Source organism: Scrofimicrobium sp. R131 (assembly GCF_040256745.1).
GTDB classification, from domain to species: Bacteria; Actinomycetota; Actinomycetes; order Actinomycetales; family Actinomycetaceae; genus Scrofimicrobium; species Scrofimicrobium appendicitidis.
Genome location: NZ_CP138335.1, coordinates 2,174,804 through 2,189,484 on the forward strand (window position 1 = coordinate 2,174,804; position 14,681 = coordinate 2,189,484).

Consider the following 14,681-nt stretch of genomic DNA (forward strand, 5'->3'; position numbering starts at 1 on the left):
TAGTCCCACCCTTTACTGCCGCCACGCACTGCTTCGCGGTCTCTTCCCAGCCAATGGTCGGTTTTTGCATGGTCAAATGCTACTGCCAAATGACAAGGACAGATTGACGGTGGCCGCAGGGCACTCTGGGCGCACTTTTGCGCGCAAAACCCTCTATCTGGCGCCCTGACTGCCAGTCCCGGTCCCGGGAGTGACCCTCACCTCACTCCTGGCTCTGATACCGCAGTTCCATCAGGTGGCTGGGGCCGGCGGTGGCGTGCACCAGCAGCAGCCGACCCCCAAACCCACCCGCCGTTTCGGTGGACAGATAGCGCCCATCCACCTGCAGCAGCTCGCGCTCCCCGGCCTCATCTCGCAGCGCCAGGACCAGGTCGTCCGGTCCGTCGGTGAGCGAGTCGACCGCTCGCAAAATCAAGGTCAGCCGCTCACCCTGGATTGCCTCGCTGGCAGTCTTCTCCGCCGGCCCCACCTGCAGTCGGGCTTCCACCCGGCCCTCGGCCACCCGAACCTCAGCCCAGTGCCGCTCGTCCATCCGCACGCGCAGGGCAGCCGACTCGCTCGCCAGCACGTCCGCCTCCGCCGTCCAGCGCAGGTCGCGGACCCGGAAACCCAGCCCGGAGGGAGCCCCATTTTCAGCCTCGCCTGAGGCCAGCACCAGGCCCGCTTCCTCCGCACGGGCCACGTCGGCCAAGGCCAACCCCGGGGAAACCCACCGCGGATGACTAGGCCACTTCCCCTCGGAAAAACGAGCGGTAAACGAGTGATCGGGAGCGCTCAGCTGGAACCGGTCCTGAACCACCACCGGCCAGTCGTCCACCCAGTCGATTCCCGCCAGGAAGGTTTCCCGCCCCAGCACGTGGTGACCGGGCAGGTAGCCGCGCGGGCGTGAACCCAGGTAAACCATCGCCCAGTCCCCGGCCGGGGTCTGCACCAGGTCGCCGTGGCCCACCGAATGAACAGGATGGTCGGTAGAGCGGTGAGAGAAAATTGGGTTCTGCGGGTGGCCGGTAAACGGGCCGTCCGGGCGGGCGGCTCGCGCCACCGAGATCACGTGGCCGCGCTCGGTCCCACCCTCGGCAATCAGCAGGTACCACCAGGACCCAATCCGATACAGGTGGGGGCCTTCGGGCCACTGCAGGCCGGTCCCCCGCCAAATTACCCGCGGCTCCTCCAGCAGTTGTTCCGCGTGCAGGTCCACCCGCGCCTGAGAAATCTCGTAGCGACCGGGGGCAGACGTGCAGGCTGTCAGATAACAGGTGCCGTCTTCATCCCAGGCCAGGTCCGGGTCAATCCCCTCCAGCCCGTAAAGCCGGATCGGATCCGACCAGGGGCCGGCCGGGTCGGTGGCATGGTAGGCCAGCTGGCCGGGCCCGTCCACGTTGGTGGTGATCAGCCAGAACCTGCCGTCGTGGTGGCGCAGGGTCGGGGCGTACACCCCGCGGTTCGGGGCCGAACTGCCCGGGGTGAACTGAGCCGGGCGGGTCAGAGCGTTGCCTAGTTGCTCCCAGTGCACCAGGTCCTCACTCACCCACAGCGGAACCCCGGGGAACAGCTCGAAGGACGAGTGGGCCAGGTAGTAGCGCGACCCCACCCGGCAGATGGTCGGGTCGGGATGCCAGCCGCTGACGATCGGCACGCGCGACCCGGGTTGAGCGCTCACAGTTCCCCCTCCGAGACGGTGGCGGTGGCCAGGCGCGGATCGGCCCCGGTCACCCGGTAGACCTCGCCGGTCAGTTCAATCTGCGCTTCCGTTTCGCGCCGGGTGCAGTCCGAGCCGACCCACAGGTCCACCGTGCCCGGCTCGACAATTCGCTGCAGGTCGCGCCCGGTAAAGGCCAGCCTGGTGGCGGGCACGGTGAACGTGACCGTCCGGGACTGTCCCGCCGGGACCTCCACCCGCTGGTAGGCGAGGAGTTGGGCCACCGGACGAGTCACGCTGGCCACCAGGTCCTGCCCGTACAGCTGGACCACGTCGACGCCATCGCGCGCGCTGACATTGGTGACGGTCACCTGGGCGGTGAAGGGCGCCCCGGCCTGCACCTGGGCGGGAACCCGCAGGTCGGTGTGGGTGAACTCCGAGTAGCTGAGCCCGAAGCCAAAGGGCCGAACGGGGGTCGGATCGACCGCGGAGACGCCGGTCGGTCCCCCCAGCACCGGATGCAGGTAGGTGTAGGGCTGCGCGCCGGCGGCGCGGGGAAGGGAGACGGGCAGGCGGCCGGACGGGTTGATCACCCCGGCCAGCAGATCGGCGATGGCGGGCGCGCCCTCCTCACCGGGGAAGAAGGCCTGCACGACCGCGGCCGGAGCCGACTCTGGGAGCTCCCCGTCACTACCGGCCAGCGCCCAGTCAAGGGCGTAGGGGCGTCCGGTCAGCAGCACCAGCACCACCGGCTTGCCGGTGCGAACCAGGGCCTCCACCAGGTCTCGCTGGCGGCCGGGCAGGTTCAGGCTGTGGACGTCGTTACCCTCGCCCACCGTGCCGCGCCCAAAAAGTCCGGAGCGGTCCCCGACCGCCGCGACGATCACGTCGGCCTCCCGGGCCAGCTCGGCGGCCGCCGCGATTTGGGCGGTGATGGCGGGCGAGTCGCCCTCCGGCGGGCACCCCTCGGCCACCTCTAGTCGCGCCTCTGGGAATCGCTCACTGAGAGCTTCCCGCAGGGTGGGGATCCGCAGGTGGGGGTCCACTTCCGGGTGGTGAGCCAACACGTGGTTGGTGAAGGAGTAGCAGCCCATCAGCGGCTCGTGCGAGTCGGAGTTCGGCCCGATTAGGGCGATCCGCCCCGGGGCCGCCAGCGGCAGGATCCCGTTGTTGGCCACCAGCACCAGCGACTCGGCCGCCAGTTGGCGGGCCACCTGCCGGTTCGGAGCACTGTCCAGGTCGATCGTTTCCGGGGGCAGATCGGTCGCGGGGTCCAGCAGGCCCAGGCGTTCCTTCTGGGTCAGGACCCGCACCACCGCCCGGTCCACCAGGTGTTCGGGCAGGGCGCCGCGGCGAACCGCCTCCACCAGCAGCGGGTAGACGTCCGCGGTCGGAAGCTCCACGTCGATCCCGGCCGTCAGGGCCTGGCGGGCAGCGTCTTCGCGATCCGCGGCCACCCGATGCATCAGCTCTAGGAAGGCCACCGCGTAGTAGTCGGCCACCACCGGGCCGTCGAACTCCAGCTCACCCCGGAGCAGATCGGTCAGGATGTGCGGGTCCGCAGCCACCGGAACGCCGTCGATGTCGGTGTAGGAGTTCATCACCGACCGGGCGTGCCCGTCGCGCAGCGCCATCTCAAACGGGGGCAGCAAAATGTCACGCAGTTCGCGCGGTCCGGCGTGAACCGGTCCGTGGTTTCGCCCGGAGGCGGAGGCAGAGTAGCCCAGGAAGTGCTTCAGGGTGGCGTCGACCCCGGCCCCCTGCAGGCCCCGGACGTAGGCGGTCCCGATCGTGCCCACCAGGTACGGGTCCTCGGCGATGGCTTCCTCGGTTCGCCCCCAGCGCGGGTCCCGGATCACATCGAGCACGGGAGCCAGTCCCTGGTGCACGCCCAGAGCCCGCATGTCCTGCCCGATCCGAGCCGCCATCTCCTCGACCAACTCCGGGTCAAAGGAGGCGCCCCAGGCGAGCGGGGTGGGGAAGGTGGTGGCCTGCCACGCGGCCAGGCCGGTCAGGCACTCTTCGTGCACCACCGCTCCGATTCCGTGTCCGGAGGCCGCCCGGATCCGTTCCTGCTCTCCCCACAGCCACCGGGCCCGATCGACCGGATCCACCGGAATCGTGCCGTAAACCCGGGTCAGGTGCCCGAGGCCGTGCTCCGACACGCGGGTGTACTCGTCGGCACTAACCATGTCCTCCTGCAGGGGCGCGACCCCGTCGTCGGGCTGGTCCAGCCAGTAGCTGACCAGCTGCGCGACTTTCTCTTCCAGGGTGAGAGCGGCCAGCAGGGATTGGACCCGAGGGGATGCCGCGGGCACGGCAGAATCAACGGACACTGCTACTCCATTCGTAGTGGTAAATCAGCCCTTGACCGCTCCGGCCAGCCCACCCACAATTCGCCGTTGGAACAGGGAGAAGAAAATCAGGGCTGGCAGCATGGCCAGGGAGGTGAAGGCGAGCACGCGGGCCGTATCGACCGAGTACTCAGAGGCGAAGTTGGCCACCCCGAGCGGGATGGTGAACTTCTTGGAATCGCTCAGCAGGAACAGCGGCAACATGTAGCTGTTCCAGCTGTTGACGAAGGCCAGGATGCCGGTGGTGATCACCCCGGGCATGGCCAGTGGAATCAGCATCCGCCAGAAGAAGCCGAGGCGGGAGCACCCGTCAATTTCGGCCGCCTCGCGAATCTCAGCCGGAATCGCGCGCAGGAACGGAACCAGAATGATGACGGTCATCGGTAGTGCGAACGCCACCTGCGGCAGAATCACCCCAACCAGGTTGTTGGTCAGGTGCATCTTCATCAGCAGGATGTACAGCGGGGTGATCGCCACCGTCAGCGGGAACATCAGGCCCGCGGTGAACAGGGTGTAGAAGAACCCGGAGCTGCGGAAACGGTAGGCCGCCAGCGCGTAGGAAGCCATCAGGCCCAGGACCACCACCAGCAGCGTGGTGGCGATGGCGACCACCAGCGAGTTGCCCATCTGCACCCAGAAGGTGCCCGAGCTGAGCACCGCTCGGTAGTTTTCCACCTGCCACGGGTTTGGCCACCCGGCCGGGTCAACCGTGATCTGAGAGTTGGTTCGGAACCCGCCGACCACCAGGTACAGGACCGGGGCGATCACCGCGGAGACGATGATCAGCGCCAGGGCGTAGACCCCGAAGTTGGGCCAGCGTCCGTGTCCCCAAAGGGGTGTGGCCCGGTTCGAGCGGACAGTCGCAGCACTCATTTGCGGCCTCGCTTTCGGTGGCGGGTGTCCCCCGAGTTCCCGGTCAGGGCACCTTCGGTGTCCCGGCTGAGGACAAAGCGCTGGTAAACCAGGGCGATGATCAGGGAGATGATGAACATGACGACGGCGACGGCGTTACCGAACCCGTAGTTGCCGGAGAGGCGACCGTTGAGGGCCATGTACCAGGCCATGGTCGAGACCCCGGCGGTATCCGCAATGTACTGACCCCAGATGATGTAGACCAGGTCGAACAGTTGCAGTGATCCGATGATCGAGAGGAACGCCCAGATCCGGATGGTGGGGCCGAGCAGGGGCAGGGTGATCCGACGCTGGGTCTGCCAGAAGGTGGCGCCGTCAATGGCGGCCGCCTCGTACAGTTCCGTCGGGATTCCCTGCAGGCCGGCCAGGAAGAGGACGACGGCAAAGCCGACGTACTTCCAGGTCAGGATCACCATCAGCGACCAAATCGCATAGTTCGGGTTGGCGAGCCAGTCGCGGGCCCAACTTTCGAGGCCCATGTTGGCCAGGAACCCGTTTAGGGCGCCGTTGGTGGACAGAATCAGGCTCCAGCCCACGCCCACGATCGCTTCAGAAATAACGTAGGGCACGAAGATGAGGACCCGGATGGCGGTCTGTCCGCGCATTTTCCGGTTCATCAGCAGCGCCAGGGCCAGGGCAATTGGGCCCTGGAACACCAGGGACAGCACCACGATGAACAGGTTGTGCTTGAGGGCGTTCAGGAAGGTCGGGTCGGTCAGGATCACCCGGTAGTTCTGCAGACCGATGAAGTCCGTCGCCGGGCCAAATCCGTTCCACCGGAAGAACCCGTAGTAGGCGGCCATGAAGACCGGGAAGATGACGAAGGTGAGGAAGAGGAGGACTGCCGGGCCAAGGAGGACTGCGATCTCCAACCTGGTCCGGGTGGAAGGGCGGGACCGGCGCCGGGACTCCTGTGCGGGAGTCCCGACGTCCGGTCCACCGGTCCGGGCAGTCACTGCGGGAGCTAGCTGCTGGGACATTGTCATTTGATCCGGCTAGGCTCAGCCCTTGGCGGCTGCGTCGTTGACTCGCTGGGTCAACTGAGCGGGATCCAGGTTGCCGGCCAGCATGTCGACCACGGCCGCGTTGACCGCGTTGCCGACGTTCTGTCCGAGCATGGTGTCCAGCCAAACGATCACGTAGGGAGCCTCGTTGTAGGCCTCCAGGATCTGCTTCATGGCCGGATCCTCGATCACGCCCTGCGCGTCCTTGCTGGCGGGCAGGGTGGCGAAGGCCTGAGCGTACTCTTCCTGGTATTTCTGTCCCATGAAGAAGTTCAGGAAGTCGACGCACTCTGCGGGCGCATCCACGTAGCAGGAGTAGCCGTCGACGCCACCCATCATGGCGCCGGGCTCACCCTTGCCTCCCTCAACTTCGGGGAACGGGAACCAGCGCAGGTCGGCCAGCGCCTGCTGGTCCGGGGTCAGGTCCTTGATCACGCCGACGTTCCAGGCACCCATCAGTTCCATGGCCGCCTTGTGGTTGGCAACCAGGCCCGCGGAGGAGCCGGCCCCCTGCTGGGCGGGAGTGGTCAGGAAGCCCTCGTTGAAGGGCTTGGTGGCGGCGAAGGCCTGCAGGTCCTGGGCCGCGGTGGTCCAGCACTCGTTGGTCAGCTCACGGGCGGCACCGTCGGTGTCGAACACCTCGCGGGGGCACTCGCGCAGGGCGAAGAAGTAGAACCAGTGGGCGGCCGGCCAGGCGTCCTTCCCACCCAGGGCGATCGGTTCGACCCCGGTGGCGCGCAGCTTCTCAACTGCCGCTTCCAGGTCGGGCACGGTGGTCGGGGTCTCGGTGATCCCGGCGTCGTTGAACAGGTCTTCGGCGTAGAAAATCCCGCCGGGAAGAATAGCCACCGGCATGCCGTAGACGGCGCCGTCAACACTGAAGGCCTGGAGGGCAGCATCCCCCACCGCAGCCTTGGTTTCGGCCGAAATCTTGTCGGTCAGGTCCATCACCTGACCGGCGTGAACCACGTCGGCCAGCTTGCCGCCACCGCGAGCCATGAAGATGTCGGGGGCGTCCCCGGCCTGGAGCGCGTTTTGCAGCTTGCCGTCCATGTCTTCGTTCTGGATGGCCTGAATTTCAATCTTCACACCCGGGTTGGCCTCTTCGAAGGCCGCGACGGTGTTTTCCCAATATTCTTTGCCTTCACCGGTGGTGGAGTTGTGCCAGAAGGTCATGGTGACGTTCTTGGTTTCGCCGGAGGCAGACCCGCCATCACCCGAGGGGGCCGAGTCACCTCCCGAACCACAGGCAGCTAGGACGAGCATCGCGGCGGCCGAGGTCGCGGCGAGCATCGTTGCTCTCGTTTGTCGCTTCATTTGTGCTACTCGCTTTCTTCACAGCTGGACACTGGTGGACAGTCGGCTCTGATCTGGAACGAGTCGGGCGGTTTCGTCATCGAAACTATCGGAAACTTATCCGACATCGTTGGGTCTAACCTAGCGACTAGGTCCGGCCAGGTCAAGCATCTTTAGTCCATTAAGGTAACGAAATGGTTACAAAGGCCTGGTCAGGGTCAGTTTCTAGTCAAGTCACACTCCGATATTATCGGATCGGCTATCGCAGTTTGACCGGGTCGAGCACCGGCGGGATCGCGGCCCAAATCCGCCTCGACATCGAGAGATCTGCTGCGCACTCCGGGAGCACTCTGGGCCTCGTTGCCCAGCTTTGGCGACCTGACTCGCCTCCCCGAGCCGGTCCCCGCCGGCTCGGCCACCCTCTACCATTGTCGTTTCGAAAGTTTTCGGAAAGGTGTCGGAATCAAGTTCCCGCCTAGTTCCGGGCTCAATCGTGAGGATCGAGCCCCGCAAGAGTGCCAGTTCACAGGGTTTGCGCCGCAAGTCGATGGCCAACCCAGGTCCGTCCCGATACTATCGGAGCAGCTATCAGATCGAGGAGCACCATGGCCACCATCGCCAGCATTGCCGAATCACTGGGCGTCTCAGTTCCCACCGTGTCGAAGGTGCTGAACGGACGCCCCGACGTCGCCCCCGCGACCCGCAACCGGGTCGAGGCCGCCCTCAAGGCTGCCAACTACCAGCGGCGGGGCTCGGGCCGCTCCACCTCGTCCGTCGTCGAACTGGTCATGCACACGATCGAGAGCCCCTGGGCGCTGGAAGTGATCCAGGGGGTGCAGACCGCGGCCGAAGCCGAAGACCTGTCGGTCGTCCTGACCGGACTGAGCGGCAGCCACCAGCCCGGCAGCGGCTGGGTCGACGGCGTGTTGGAGCGCAAGCCCGTCGGGGTGATCCTGGTGCTGACCGAAATCGACGTCGAGCAGCAGCGCCGCCTCCAGTCGCGAAACATCCCCTTCGTCCTGGTCGACACCTACGGCGAGGTCGGCCCGACCATGCCCACGGTGGGCTCGAACAACTGGCACGGGGGCCTGGTGGCCACCCAGCACCTGCTGGACCTGGGCCACGAGCGGATCGGGATCATCTCCGGGCCGCAGGAATACCTCTGTTCGCGGGCCCGGGTGTCGGGCTACCGCAGTGCCCACGAGGCGGCCGGCCTGGAATGGGATCCGGCGCTGCTGCGCTGGGGTGACTTCGCCCTGGACGGCGGCTACCGCTACGGGATGGAACTGCTGTCACGGCCGGATCGTCCGACCGCGATCTTCGCCGGCTCGGACTACCAGGCGCTCGGCGTCCTGCGAGCCGCGCGCGAGTTAAACCTGAGCGTGCCCGAAGATCTGTCCCTGGTGGGATACGACAACGTTCCCCTGGCCAGTTGGATCTCGCCCACTTTGACCACCGTCAACCAGCCGCTGAAAGAGATGGCGGCGACCGCCACCCGGATGGTGCTGGACCAGTCCTCCCTGCCCAGTCGGATCGAGTTGTCGACCGCCCTGGTGCAGGGCGAATCAACCGCGCCGCTCGGCTAGCCACTCCATCTGGGCCCGGACCTGGTGTCCGCCTCCGCCCTCGTGTCCGTTGAACGGGTAGACCTTGATTTCGGCCGGCCCACCGTAGCTGTTCTTGGCCGCGAATACGGTCGAAGGTGGGGTCACCTCGTCCATCAGACCCACCGAGAACAGGGCCGGAGCCGTGGCCCGGGCCCCCAAGTTGACCGTGTCGAAGTAGGCCAGGGTGGCAAACGTCTGCTCAACCCGGTCGCGATTCACCGACAGGTACTCGACGATCTCCTGGTACGGGAACGCGTTGGTCAGCCCAACCGCGCGGGGGAAGCAACTCAGGAACGGCACGTCGGGCAGGGCCGCCCAGACCCGCGGGTTCAGCGCGGTGGCTGCAATGGTCAGCGCCCCGCCTTGGGATCCGCCGGCGGCAACTATTCGTCCCGCTCCCGGCAGGCAGGCGGCAGCTTCGATCGCGTGGTGGGCATCGACGAAAGCACGGCGGTAAAAGTAGGTTTCGGGCGACTCGATCCCCCGGGTCATGAACCCCGGGTGTCCGCGGCCGGCCGGCCCCGGATCGTCGGTGCTGCCCCCGGACCCCCAGTTTCCGCCCTGGCCCCGAACATCCACCCGCAGGTAGTTGTAACCGGCGGCCACCCACTCCAGGTGCTCTCCGGGCAGGTCCCGCCCACCGCCGTAGCCGGGAAAATCCACCACCGTGGCCCACGGCTCCGGGCCGCCTACCGGCTGCAGGTACCAGGCGTGGATCGGCTGACCCCCAAAACCGCGAAAGGTGACGTCGTAGGCGGCGACACTGCGCAGGTACGGCGCGGCGGGGGTGAAGGTCAGCGTCGAAGAGTCAAACGGGTGCTCCGCCAGGGTCTGGCTCCAGAAACGATCAAAGTCGGCCGGCTCATTGGCGGCGGGCCGATACGTTTCCAGTTCGGACAGGGGCAGATCAAAGAATGCCATTCGTTTTCTCTCTTTTCTATGCAAAAGCGCCCCGGACCGAGATCCGAGGCACTTCGCGATGTCTACAGCGAGCTAATTAGCCGTTGAGACGAACAATCTCCGAAGCCTGCAGGCCCTTGGGGCCGGTGGTGATTTCGAACTCAACCTTTTCGCCCTCATCGAGAGAACGGAAACCGTTGGACTGGATGTTCGAGTAGTGGGCGAACACATCATCGGACCCGTCATCCGGGGTGATGAAGCCGTAGCCCTTTTCGGAGTTGAACCATTTGACAACGCCAGTGGTCATTACTGTGCATTCCTCTGCAATAGGTGGCCATTCCCGGTTTTGGGAACGGGCAGTACTCTTGTCCGTTGCATACCACCGGAGGAACCGCATAGCACTGCAATGAAACTTGAAACTACATGCTCTAGTGTAGACCAGTTGTCACGCGGCGGGAATAGAGTCGCCGCACACCATTTACTCTTCAGATCGGTGAGCCAGCCGGTCCAGCAGTGCGCTCAACTGACCCAGTTCCTCTTGGGTGTAGTGGGAGAGGACCCGCTGGCGCACCATAGCGAAATGCTGCTCGGCACTGGAACTAAGCAGTTCCACCCCGGCATCGGTCAGGACGCATTCAATTCCCCGCCGGTCTTTGGGACACATTGAGCGCGCGGCCAAACCCCGCTTCTCAAAGCGCTCAACCATGTGGGACAGGCGCGAGGGCGACAGGTGACTTTCCTTGGCCAATGCGGCCATTCGCATTCGACGCTCGGGCGCATCGGCCAGGCGCATGAGGACGTCGTACTCGCTCAGGGACAGGTCGGTATAGGAGGCCAAATCCTCTGACAATAGGTCGCTGAGGCCCAGCGAGACGCCCCGAAGTGCTTCCCAGGCAGCCATCTCTTCGCCGTTGAGCGGACGGGGAAGCGCGGCCGGACATCCACCCGAACTCGGGCGTTCCGGCGCGTCGACCGCCGCCCGGTTCTGCTGATCCACTTTCATTTCTTCCCTCCAACGACTGCGATCAGGCTCACAAGCTCTGTCCGTGTGAGGTCTCACACATTTTACTGCCAACCATTCGCAGCAGGACCATTGTCCTCCGTAGATAGTTGAATCGTCAATAGTTGGCCCCGCAAGCGAACCGCCCCTTTTCCCAGTCTCGTCCAGGGAGTGCGAGCCTGTGAGCAGTCCCACCGACCGAGCGAAGCCCTCGCTTGCGGGACCAACGTCCCCATCTTATACTTGAACCGTCAATAATTGCAGTTTGAAATATTTAGGAGCCTGTATGACCCGCTACGTAGTTGACGCCGCCCACTCGACCGTCGGATTCACCGTTCGCCACGCCGGCATCGGCCGGACCCGCGGCCACTTCGGTGTATTCGAAGGCGAAATCGACCTGCCCAACGAGAACTCGATCGAGGGCGCCTCCACCCACGGCACCATCGAGGCCGCTTCGGTGGACACCAACAACAGCGACCGTGACAACCACCTGCGCAGCGCCGACTTCTTCGAGGTCGAGCAGTTCCCCACCTGGACCTTCGAGTCCACCAAGGTGGAGGGAACCCTGGAAGAGTTCACGCTGTTCGGGAACCTGACCATTCACGGCGTCACCCAGCCGGTCGAACTGGCCGCCACCTTCGAGGGAGCCGCCACCGACCCGTTCGGCGTGCAGCGGATTGCCTTCGTGGCCACCACCACCATTTCACGGAAGTCCTTCGGCCTGACCTGGAACGCTGCCCTTGAGGCGGGCGGCGTGCTGGTCAGCGACAAGATCGCCATCAACCTGGAGATCGAAGCCGTCAAGCAGGACTAGTCCTTAAAACCGGTGAGGGGCACCCCGCAGGGTGCCCCTCATTGTCGTTTAACCTAGCCGGTCCGCTCAGCGTCCTAGTCGACGCAGTCGACCGCGGCCGCCACCACCGGCAGCCCTCGACGGTACCGGTCCATGAACTGCTCAAACCCGGCCACATCATCCGGGTCCGGCGCCACCCGAACGGCTTCGGCGTCGGCGAAAATCCGTTCGGCGACAAAGTCGCGGAGCAGTTTCCCCTCACCCTGGGCCCGATAGAGAGCCAGCAGAGCGGCCCCCCAAGCGCCGCCCTCACCCGCCCCGGAACCCACCTCCACCTCGGCCTGCAGTGCGCCCGCCATCAGTCGCTGGGCCACCCCGGCCGTCTTAAACAACCCCCCGTGGGCGCGCAGCAACTCCACTTCCACCCCCTGGTCGGCCAGGATTTCCATTCCCAACCGCAAGGTGCCAAAGACGGACAGCAACTGCGCCCGGATGAAGTTCGCCAGCGTCAGGCTCTCCCCCCGCGAGCGGACGTAGAGCGGGCGCCCCTCCTCCAGGTTCACGATCGGCTCCCCGGACAGGAGGTTGTAGGCCAGCAATCCGCCGGCGTCGGGAGCCCCCGTCAAGGCCTGCTGGTAGAGGATCTGGTACACCTGCCCCAGCTCCAGCTCCTGCCCGGCACTGCGGGCAAACTCGGCAAACACGCCCACCCACTGGTCCAGTTCGGAGGTGCCGTTGTTCGAGTGGACCATGGCCACCGCCAACCCCTCCGGGGTGGTGACCGGGTCAATCTCGGGGAAGTACCCGGCCATCGTCCGTTCCAGCACCACCATGGCGAAGATCGAAGTCCCGGCCGAGACGTTCCCGGTCCGGGGGGCCAGGGCGTTGGTCGCCACCATTCCGGTTCCGGCGTCCCCCTCCGGCGGTGCCATCACAATCCCGGGCTGAAGCTTCCCGGTGGGATCCAGCAGGGCGGCACCCTCCTCGGTCAGGCGCCCGGCTTCCTGCCCGGCCACCAGCACTCGCGGCAACAGCTGATCGACGTCCCAGTTCCACCCGCGAGCCCCGGCCACCTCGGCAAACTGGGCCAACCGGGTCCGGTCGTAGTCCCCGGCCTCCGAATCGATCGGGAACATGCCGGAGGCGTCCCCCACCCCGAGGACAAACTGGCCGCTGAGGCGCAGGTGCACCAGCCCGGACAGGGTGGTGATGTGGGCCAGGCGGGACAGGTGGTCCTCCCCGTCCAGGACCGCCTGGTACAGGTGGGCGATCGACCAGCGGTGCGGGATGTTCACCTGGAACAGTTCGCTCAGCTCCGTCGAGGCCGCCGCCGTGTTGGTGTTGCGCCAGGTGCGGAACCCGGCCACCGGCTCGCCCGCCTCATCCAGCGGCACGTAGCCGTGCATCATCGCCGAGATTGCCAGCGAGCCAACCGTGGTCAACTCCAGGTCGTAGCGCTGGCGGACGTCGGCCACCAGGTCGGCGTAGGCGCCGCGCAGCCCCTCCCAGACGGAGTCCCACGGGTAGGTCCACAAGCCGTCGACCAGGGTGTTGTTCCAGCCGTAGCCGCCGGTGGCCAGAGGCACCCCCGCCTCGTCAATCAGCACCGCTTTGATCCGGGTGGATCCCAACTCAATCCCGAGGGCGGTCCGGCCCTGGGCAATAGCGGCGTGACCCGCCTCGCTCTGCTGCGACGTCATTGACTGCTCCTTTATCCCGGTAGGTTTAATTGACGCTTCTTGGCCGTGCTCCACTGCCGTCAGCCAAGACCGTGTCCATGCCTAGATTATCGGGATTTGGCCGCTAATAACAGCCTGATCTGGACCGGAAGGTAATCCCGGTCATACACTGGAAATGGGACTTTGGACCCAAACTAAAACCGGAGGTAAAAATGTCTGCAAGTGAACGCCTAGCCGAGCTGAATCTGACTCTGCCACCGGTGGCTGCCCCGGTGGCCGCCTATATTCCCGCCCTGGTCGACGACGGAAAAGTCCGCACGTCAGGGCAGTTGCCATTTCAGGACGGAGTGCTGGTGTCGACCGGCGCTTGCGGTTCCCCCAACGTCGAGCTCAGCTCAGCCCAGGTGGCTGCGCGCCAGGCGGCCCTGAACGCCCTGGCGGCCGCAGCCGAGGCAGCCGGGGGCCTTGAGCTGATCGAGAGTGTGATCAAAGTGACAGGATTTGTCTCTTCGACCCCGGATTTCTACGGGCAACCGCAGGTGGTCGACGGGGCGTCGGAGCTGTTCCAGGTCCTGTTTGGCACTTCCCACATCCGATCTGCCGTCGGGGTGGCCGCCCTGCCCCTGGACGCCACCGTCGAATTGGAGGTTGAGTTCAAACTGGCCAGCTCAGAGCTGCGTCCAATCCAAAACTGAGGTCGTCCGCCCCTCCCTGAACCCCGGGTGCCGCTTCCCGACCCGTGGGCTACACTAAGGGCGTGCCACGGGGACCCCTAGCGGGGTTGAGAGAGGGTAAGGTGCCCTCGACCGTAGAACCTGATCCGGTTAATACCGGCGGAGGAACGGACACTTGTTTTCTTTCCCGTGTACACGCGACGCCTATTCGGGAAGGACATGAATATGACCAAGCAATCTGGCTGGCGCGTTGTAGACCTGGTAACAGCAGCGGTGCTCGGGGTGGCAACCGGCATCATCTTCATCATTTGGAATCAGATCGGCTACCTGGCTTTCACCAGCCTGGACGTGTTCACCGCGGGCCTGGGCGGCCTGGTGAACGGAATCTGGTATCTGGGCGGTCCGCTTGGCGGGCTAATCATCCGGAAGCCGGGAGCCGCTCTCTTTGTCGAGGTGGTGGCCGCCACCGTCTCGATGGCCCTGGGATCACAGTGGGCAATTGAGACGCTCTTCTCCGGGATCGCGCAGGGGCTGGGGGCCGAACTCATTTTCGCCCTGTTCCTGTACCGGCGCTTCGGCGCGGGCGTGGCCGCCCTGTCCGGCCTGGGCGCCGCCACCGGTGCCATGATCCTGGAACTGTTCGTCGGCTCCACCCCCAACATCGCCTACGCGCCGATTCGACTCTTCACCTACTGGACCACCTCGTCCCTGTCCGGCATCGTCCTGGCGGGGCTGTTGGCCTGGGTGCTGACCCGCGCACTGGCCCAAACCGGGGTCCTGGACCGCTTCGCCTCCGGGCGGGAACTGCGGCGGCGCGTCTAAC

General features: G+C 65.6%; 13 protein-coding genes and 1 riboswitch. Of the genes, 4 read left to right on the forward strand and 9 right to left on the reverse strand.

Translation table 11 applies throughout. The features are described from left to right. Positions 1-202: 202 nt before the first annotated feature. Genes SAC06_RS09960 through SAC06_RS09980 form a run of 5 tightly spaced genes read right to left on the reverse strand, consistent with a single transcriptional unit; the run spans position 203 to position 7,202 of the window. Positions 203-1,660: a glycoside hydrolase family 43 protein gene (locus tag SAC06_RS09960; RefSeq protein WP_350258138.1), complete on the reverse strand. Its 1,458-nt coding sequence runs from the start codon at positions 1,658-1,660 to the stop codon at positions 203-205. Next, positions 1,657-3,975, reverse strand: coding sequence for a glycoside hydrolase family 3 N-terminal domain-containing protein (locus tag SAC06_RS09965; RefSeq protein ID WP_350258139.1), 2,319 nt, complete (start codon positions 3,973-3,975; stop codon positions 1,657-1,659). Before SAC06_RS09965 ends, SAC06_RS09960 begins: the two co-directional genes overlap by 4 nt. Before the next feature lie 24 nt (positions 3,976-3,999). Continuing rightward, the gene (locus SAC06_RS09970) at positions 4,000-4,866 is read right to left on the reverse strand and encodes a carbohydrate ABC transporter permease (protein ID WP_350258140.1); all 867 of its coding nucleotides are present in this window, start codon (positions 4,864-4,866) and stop codon (positions 4,000-4,002) included. Continuing rightward, positions 4,863-5,885 carry a sugar ABC transporter permease gene (locus SAC06_RS09975; RefSeq protein ID WP_350258141.1) on the reverse strand — a complete coding sequence of 341 codons (1,023 nt, stop codon included), beginning with the start codon at positions 5,883-5,885 and terminating at the stop codon, positions 4,863-4,865. The genes SAC06_RS09970 and SAC06_RS09975 overlap by 4 nt, the downstream gene beginning before the upstream one ends. A gap of 21 nt (positions 5,886-5,906) precedes the next feature. Continuing rightward, positions 5,907-7,202, reverse strand: a complete 1,296-nt coding sequence (locus SAC06_RS09980) for an ABC transporter substrate-binding protein (RefSeq protein ID WP_350258142.1) — start codon at positions 7,200-7,202, stop codon at positions 5,907-5,909. A 608-nt stretch (positions 7,203-7,810) separates the two neighbouring features. Between SAC06_RS09980 and SAC06_RS09985 the strand changes: the two genes are divergently transcribed. Continuing rightward, on the forward strand, positions 7,811-8,791 hold the full coding sequence (locus SAC06_RS09985) for a LacI family DNA-binding transcriptional regulator (protein WP_350258143.1): 981 nt from the start codon (positions 7,811-7,813) through the stop codon (positions 8,789-8,791). On the opposite strand, the gene SAC06_RS09990 is transcribed toward SAC06_RS09985, so the two are convergent. From SAC06_RS09990 to SAC06_RS10000, 3 genes are all read right to left on the reverse strand, one after another. Next, positions 8,771-9,733, reverse strand: coding sequence for an acetylxylan esterase (locus tag SAC06_RS09990; protein WP_350258144.1), 963 nt, complete (start codon positions 9,731-9,733; stop codon positions 8,771-8,773). The genes SAC06_RS09985 and SAC06_RS09990 overlap by 21 nt on opposite strands. A gap of 76 nt (positions 9,734-9,809) precedes the next feature. Further along, entirely contained in the window at positions 9,810-10,019 is a 210-nt protein-coding gene (locus SAC06_RS09995) for a cold-shock protein (protein WP_350258145.1), read from the reverse strand. A gap of 171 nt (positions 10,020-10,190) precedes the next feature. Then, positions 10,191-10,715, reverse strand: a complete 525-nt coding sequence (locus SAC06_RS10000) for a MarR family winged helix-turn-helix transcriptional regulator (protein ID WP_350258146.1) — start codon at positions 10,713-10,715, stop codon at positions 10,191-10,193. 283 nt (positions 10,716-10,998) lie between these two features. Here SAC06_RS10000 and SAC06_RS10005 point away from each other — a divergent pair, with 283 nt between their 5' ends. Beyond that, positions 10,999-11,526, forward strand: a complete 528-nt coding sequence (locus SAC06_RS10005) for a YceI family protein (protein WP_350258147.1) — start codon at positions 10,999-11,001, stop codon at positions 11,524-11,526. A gap of 74 nt (positions 11,527-11,600) precedes the next feature. Here the strand turns inward: SAC06_RS10005 and SAC06_RS10010 are convergent, their stop codons facing one another. Continuing rightward, positions 11,601-13,205 (reverse strand): xylulokinase, encoded by a 1,605-nt coding sequence (locus SAC06_RS10010; RefSeq protein ID WP_350258148.1) that lies wholly within the window; start codon positions 13,203-13,205, stop codon positions 11,601-11,603. A 191-nt stretch (positions 13,206-13,396) separates the two neighbouring features. On the opposite strand from SAC06_RS10010, the gene SAC06_RS10015 reads away from it, so the two are divergent. Together SAC06_RS10015 and SAC06_RS10020 are read left to right on the forward strand one after the other, a co-directional pair. Beyond that, a complete protein-coding gene (locus tag SAC06_RS10015; RefSeq protein WP_350258149.1) occupies positions 13,397-13,879 on the forward strand; it encodes a RidA family protein in 483 nt (160 codons plus the stop codon). Positions 13,880-13,936: 57 nt separating this feature from the next. Next, positions 13,937-14,043, forward strand: a riboswitch (TPP riboswitch). Between the two features lie 34 nt (positions 14,044-14,077). After that, the gene (locus SAC06_RS10020; RefSeq protein WP_350258150.1) at positions 14,078-14,680 is read left to right on the forward strand and encodes an ECF transporter S component; all 603 of its coding nucleotides are present in this window, start codon (positions 14,078-14,080) and stop codon (positions 14,678-14,680) included. Position 14,681 lies beyond the last annotated feature (1 nt).

What these genes read in the sequence shown, in the direction of transcription:
- SAC06_RS09985 (WP_350258143.1), top strand. Translation starts at nt 7,811, where the DNA reads ATGGCCACCATCGCCAGCATTGCCGAATCACTGGGCGTCTCAGTTCCC.
- SAC06_RS10005 (WP_350258147.1), top strand. Translation starts at nt 10,999, where the DNA reads ATGACCCGCTACGTAGTTGACGCCGCCCACTCGACCGTCGGATTCACC.
- SAC06_RS09975 (WP_350258141.1), bottom strand. Translation starts at nt 5,885, where the DNA reads ATGTCCCAGCAGCTAGCTCCCGCAGTGACTGCCCGGACCGGTGGACCG.
- SAC06_RS10010 (WP_350258148.1), bottom strand. Translation starts at nt 13,205, where the DNA reads ATGACGTCGCAGCAGAGCGAGGCGGGTCACGCCGCTATTGCCCAGGGC.
- SAC06_RS09990 (WP_350258144.1), bottom strand. Translation starts at nt 9,733, where the DNA reads ATGGCATTCTTTGATCTGCCCCTGTCCGAACTGGAAACGTATCGGCCC.
- SAC06_RS09980 (WP_350258142.1), bottom strand. Translation starts at nt 7,202, where the DNA reads ATGCTCGCCGCGACCTCGGCCGCCGCGATGCTCGTCCTAGCTGCCTGT.
- SAC06_RS09970 (WP_350258140.1), bottom strand. Translation starts at nt 4,866, where the DNA reads ATGAGTGCTGCGACTGTCCGCTCGAACCGGGCCACACCCCTTTGGGGA.
- SAC06_RS09995 (WP_350258145.1), bottom strand. Translation starts at nt 10,019, where the DNA reads ATGACCACTGGCGTTGTCAAATGGTTCAACTCCGAAAAGGGCTACGGC.
- SAC06_RS10000 (WP_350258146.1), bottom strand. Translation starts at nt 10,715, where the DNA reads ATGAAAGTGGATCAGCAGAACCGGGCGGCGGTCGACGCGCCGGAACGC.
- SAC06_RS10020 (WP_350258150.1), top strand. Translation starts at nt 14,078, where the DNA reads ATGAATATGACCAAGCAATCTGGCTGGCGCGTTGTAGACCTGGTAACA.
- SAC06_RS10015 (WP_350258149.1), top strand. Translation starts at nt 13,397, where the DNA reads ATGTCTGCAAGTGAACGCCTAGCCGAGCTGAATCTGACTCTGCCACCG.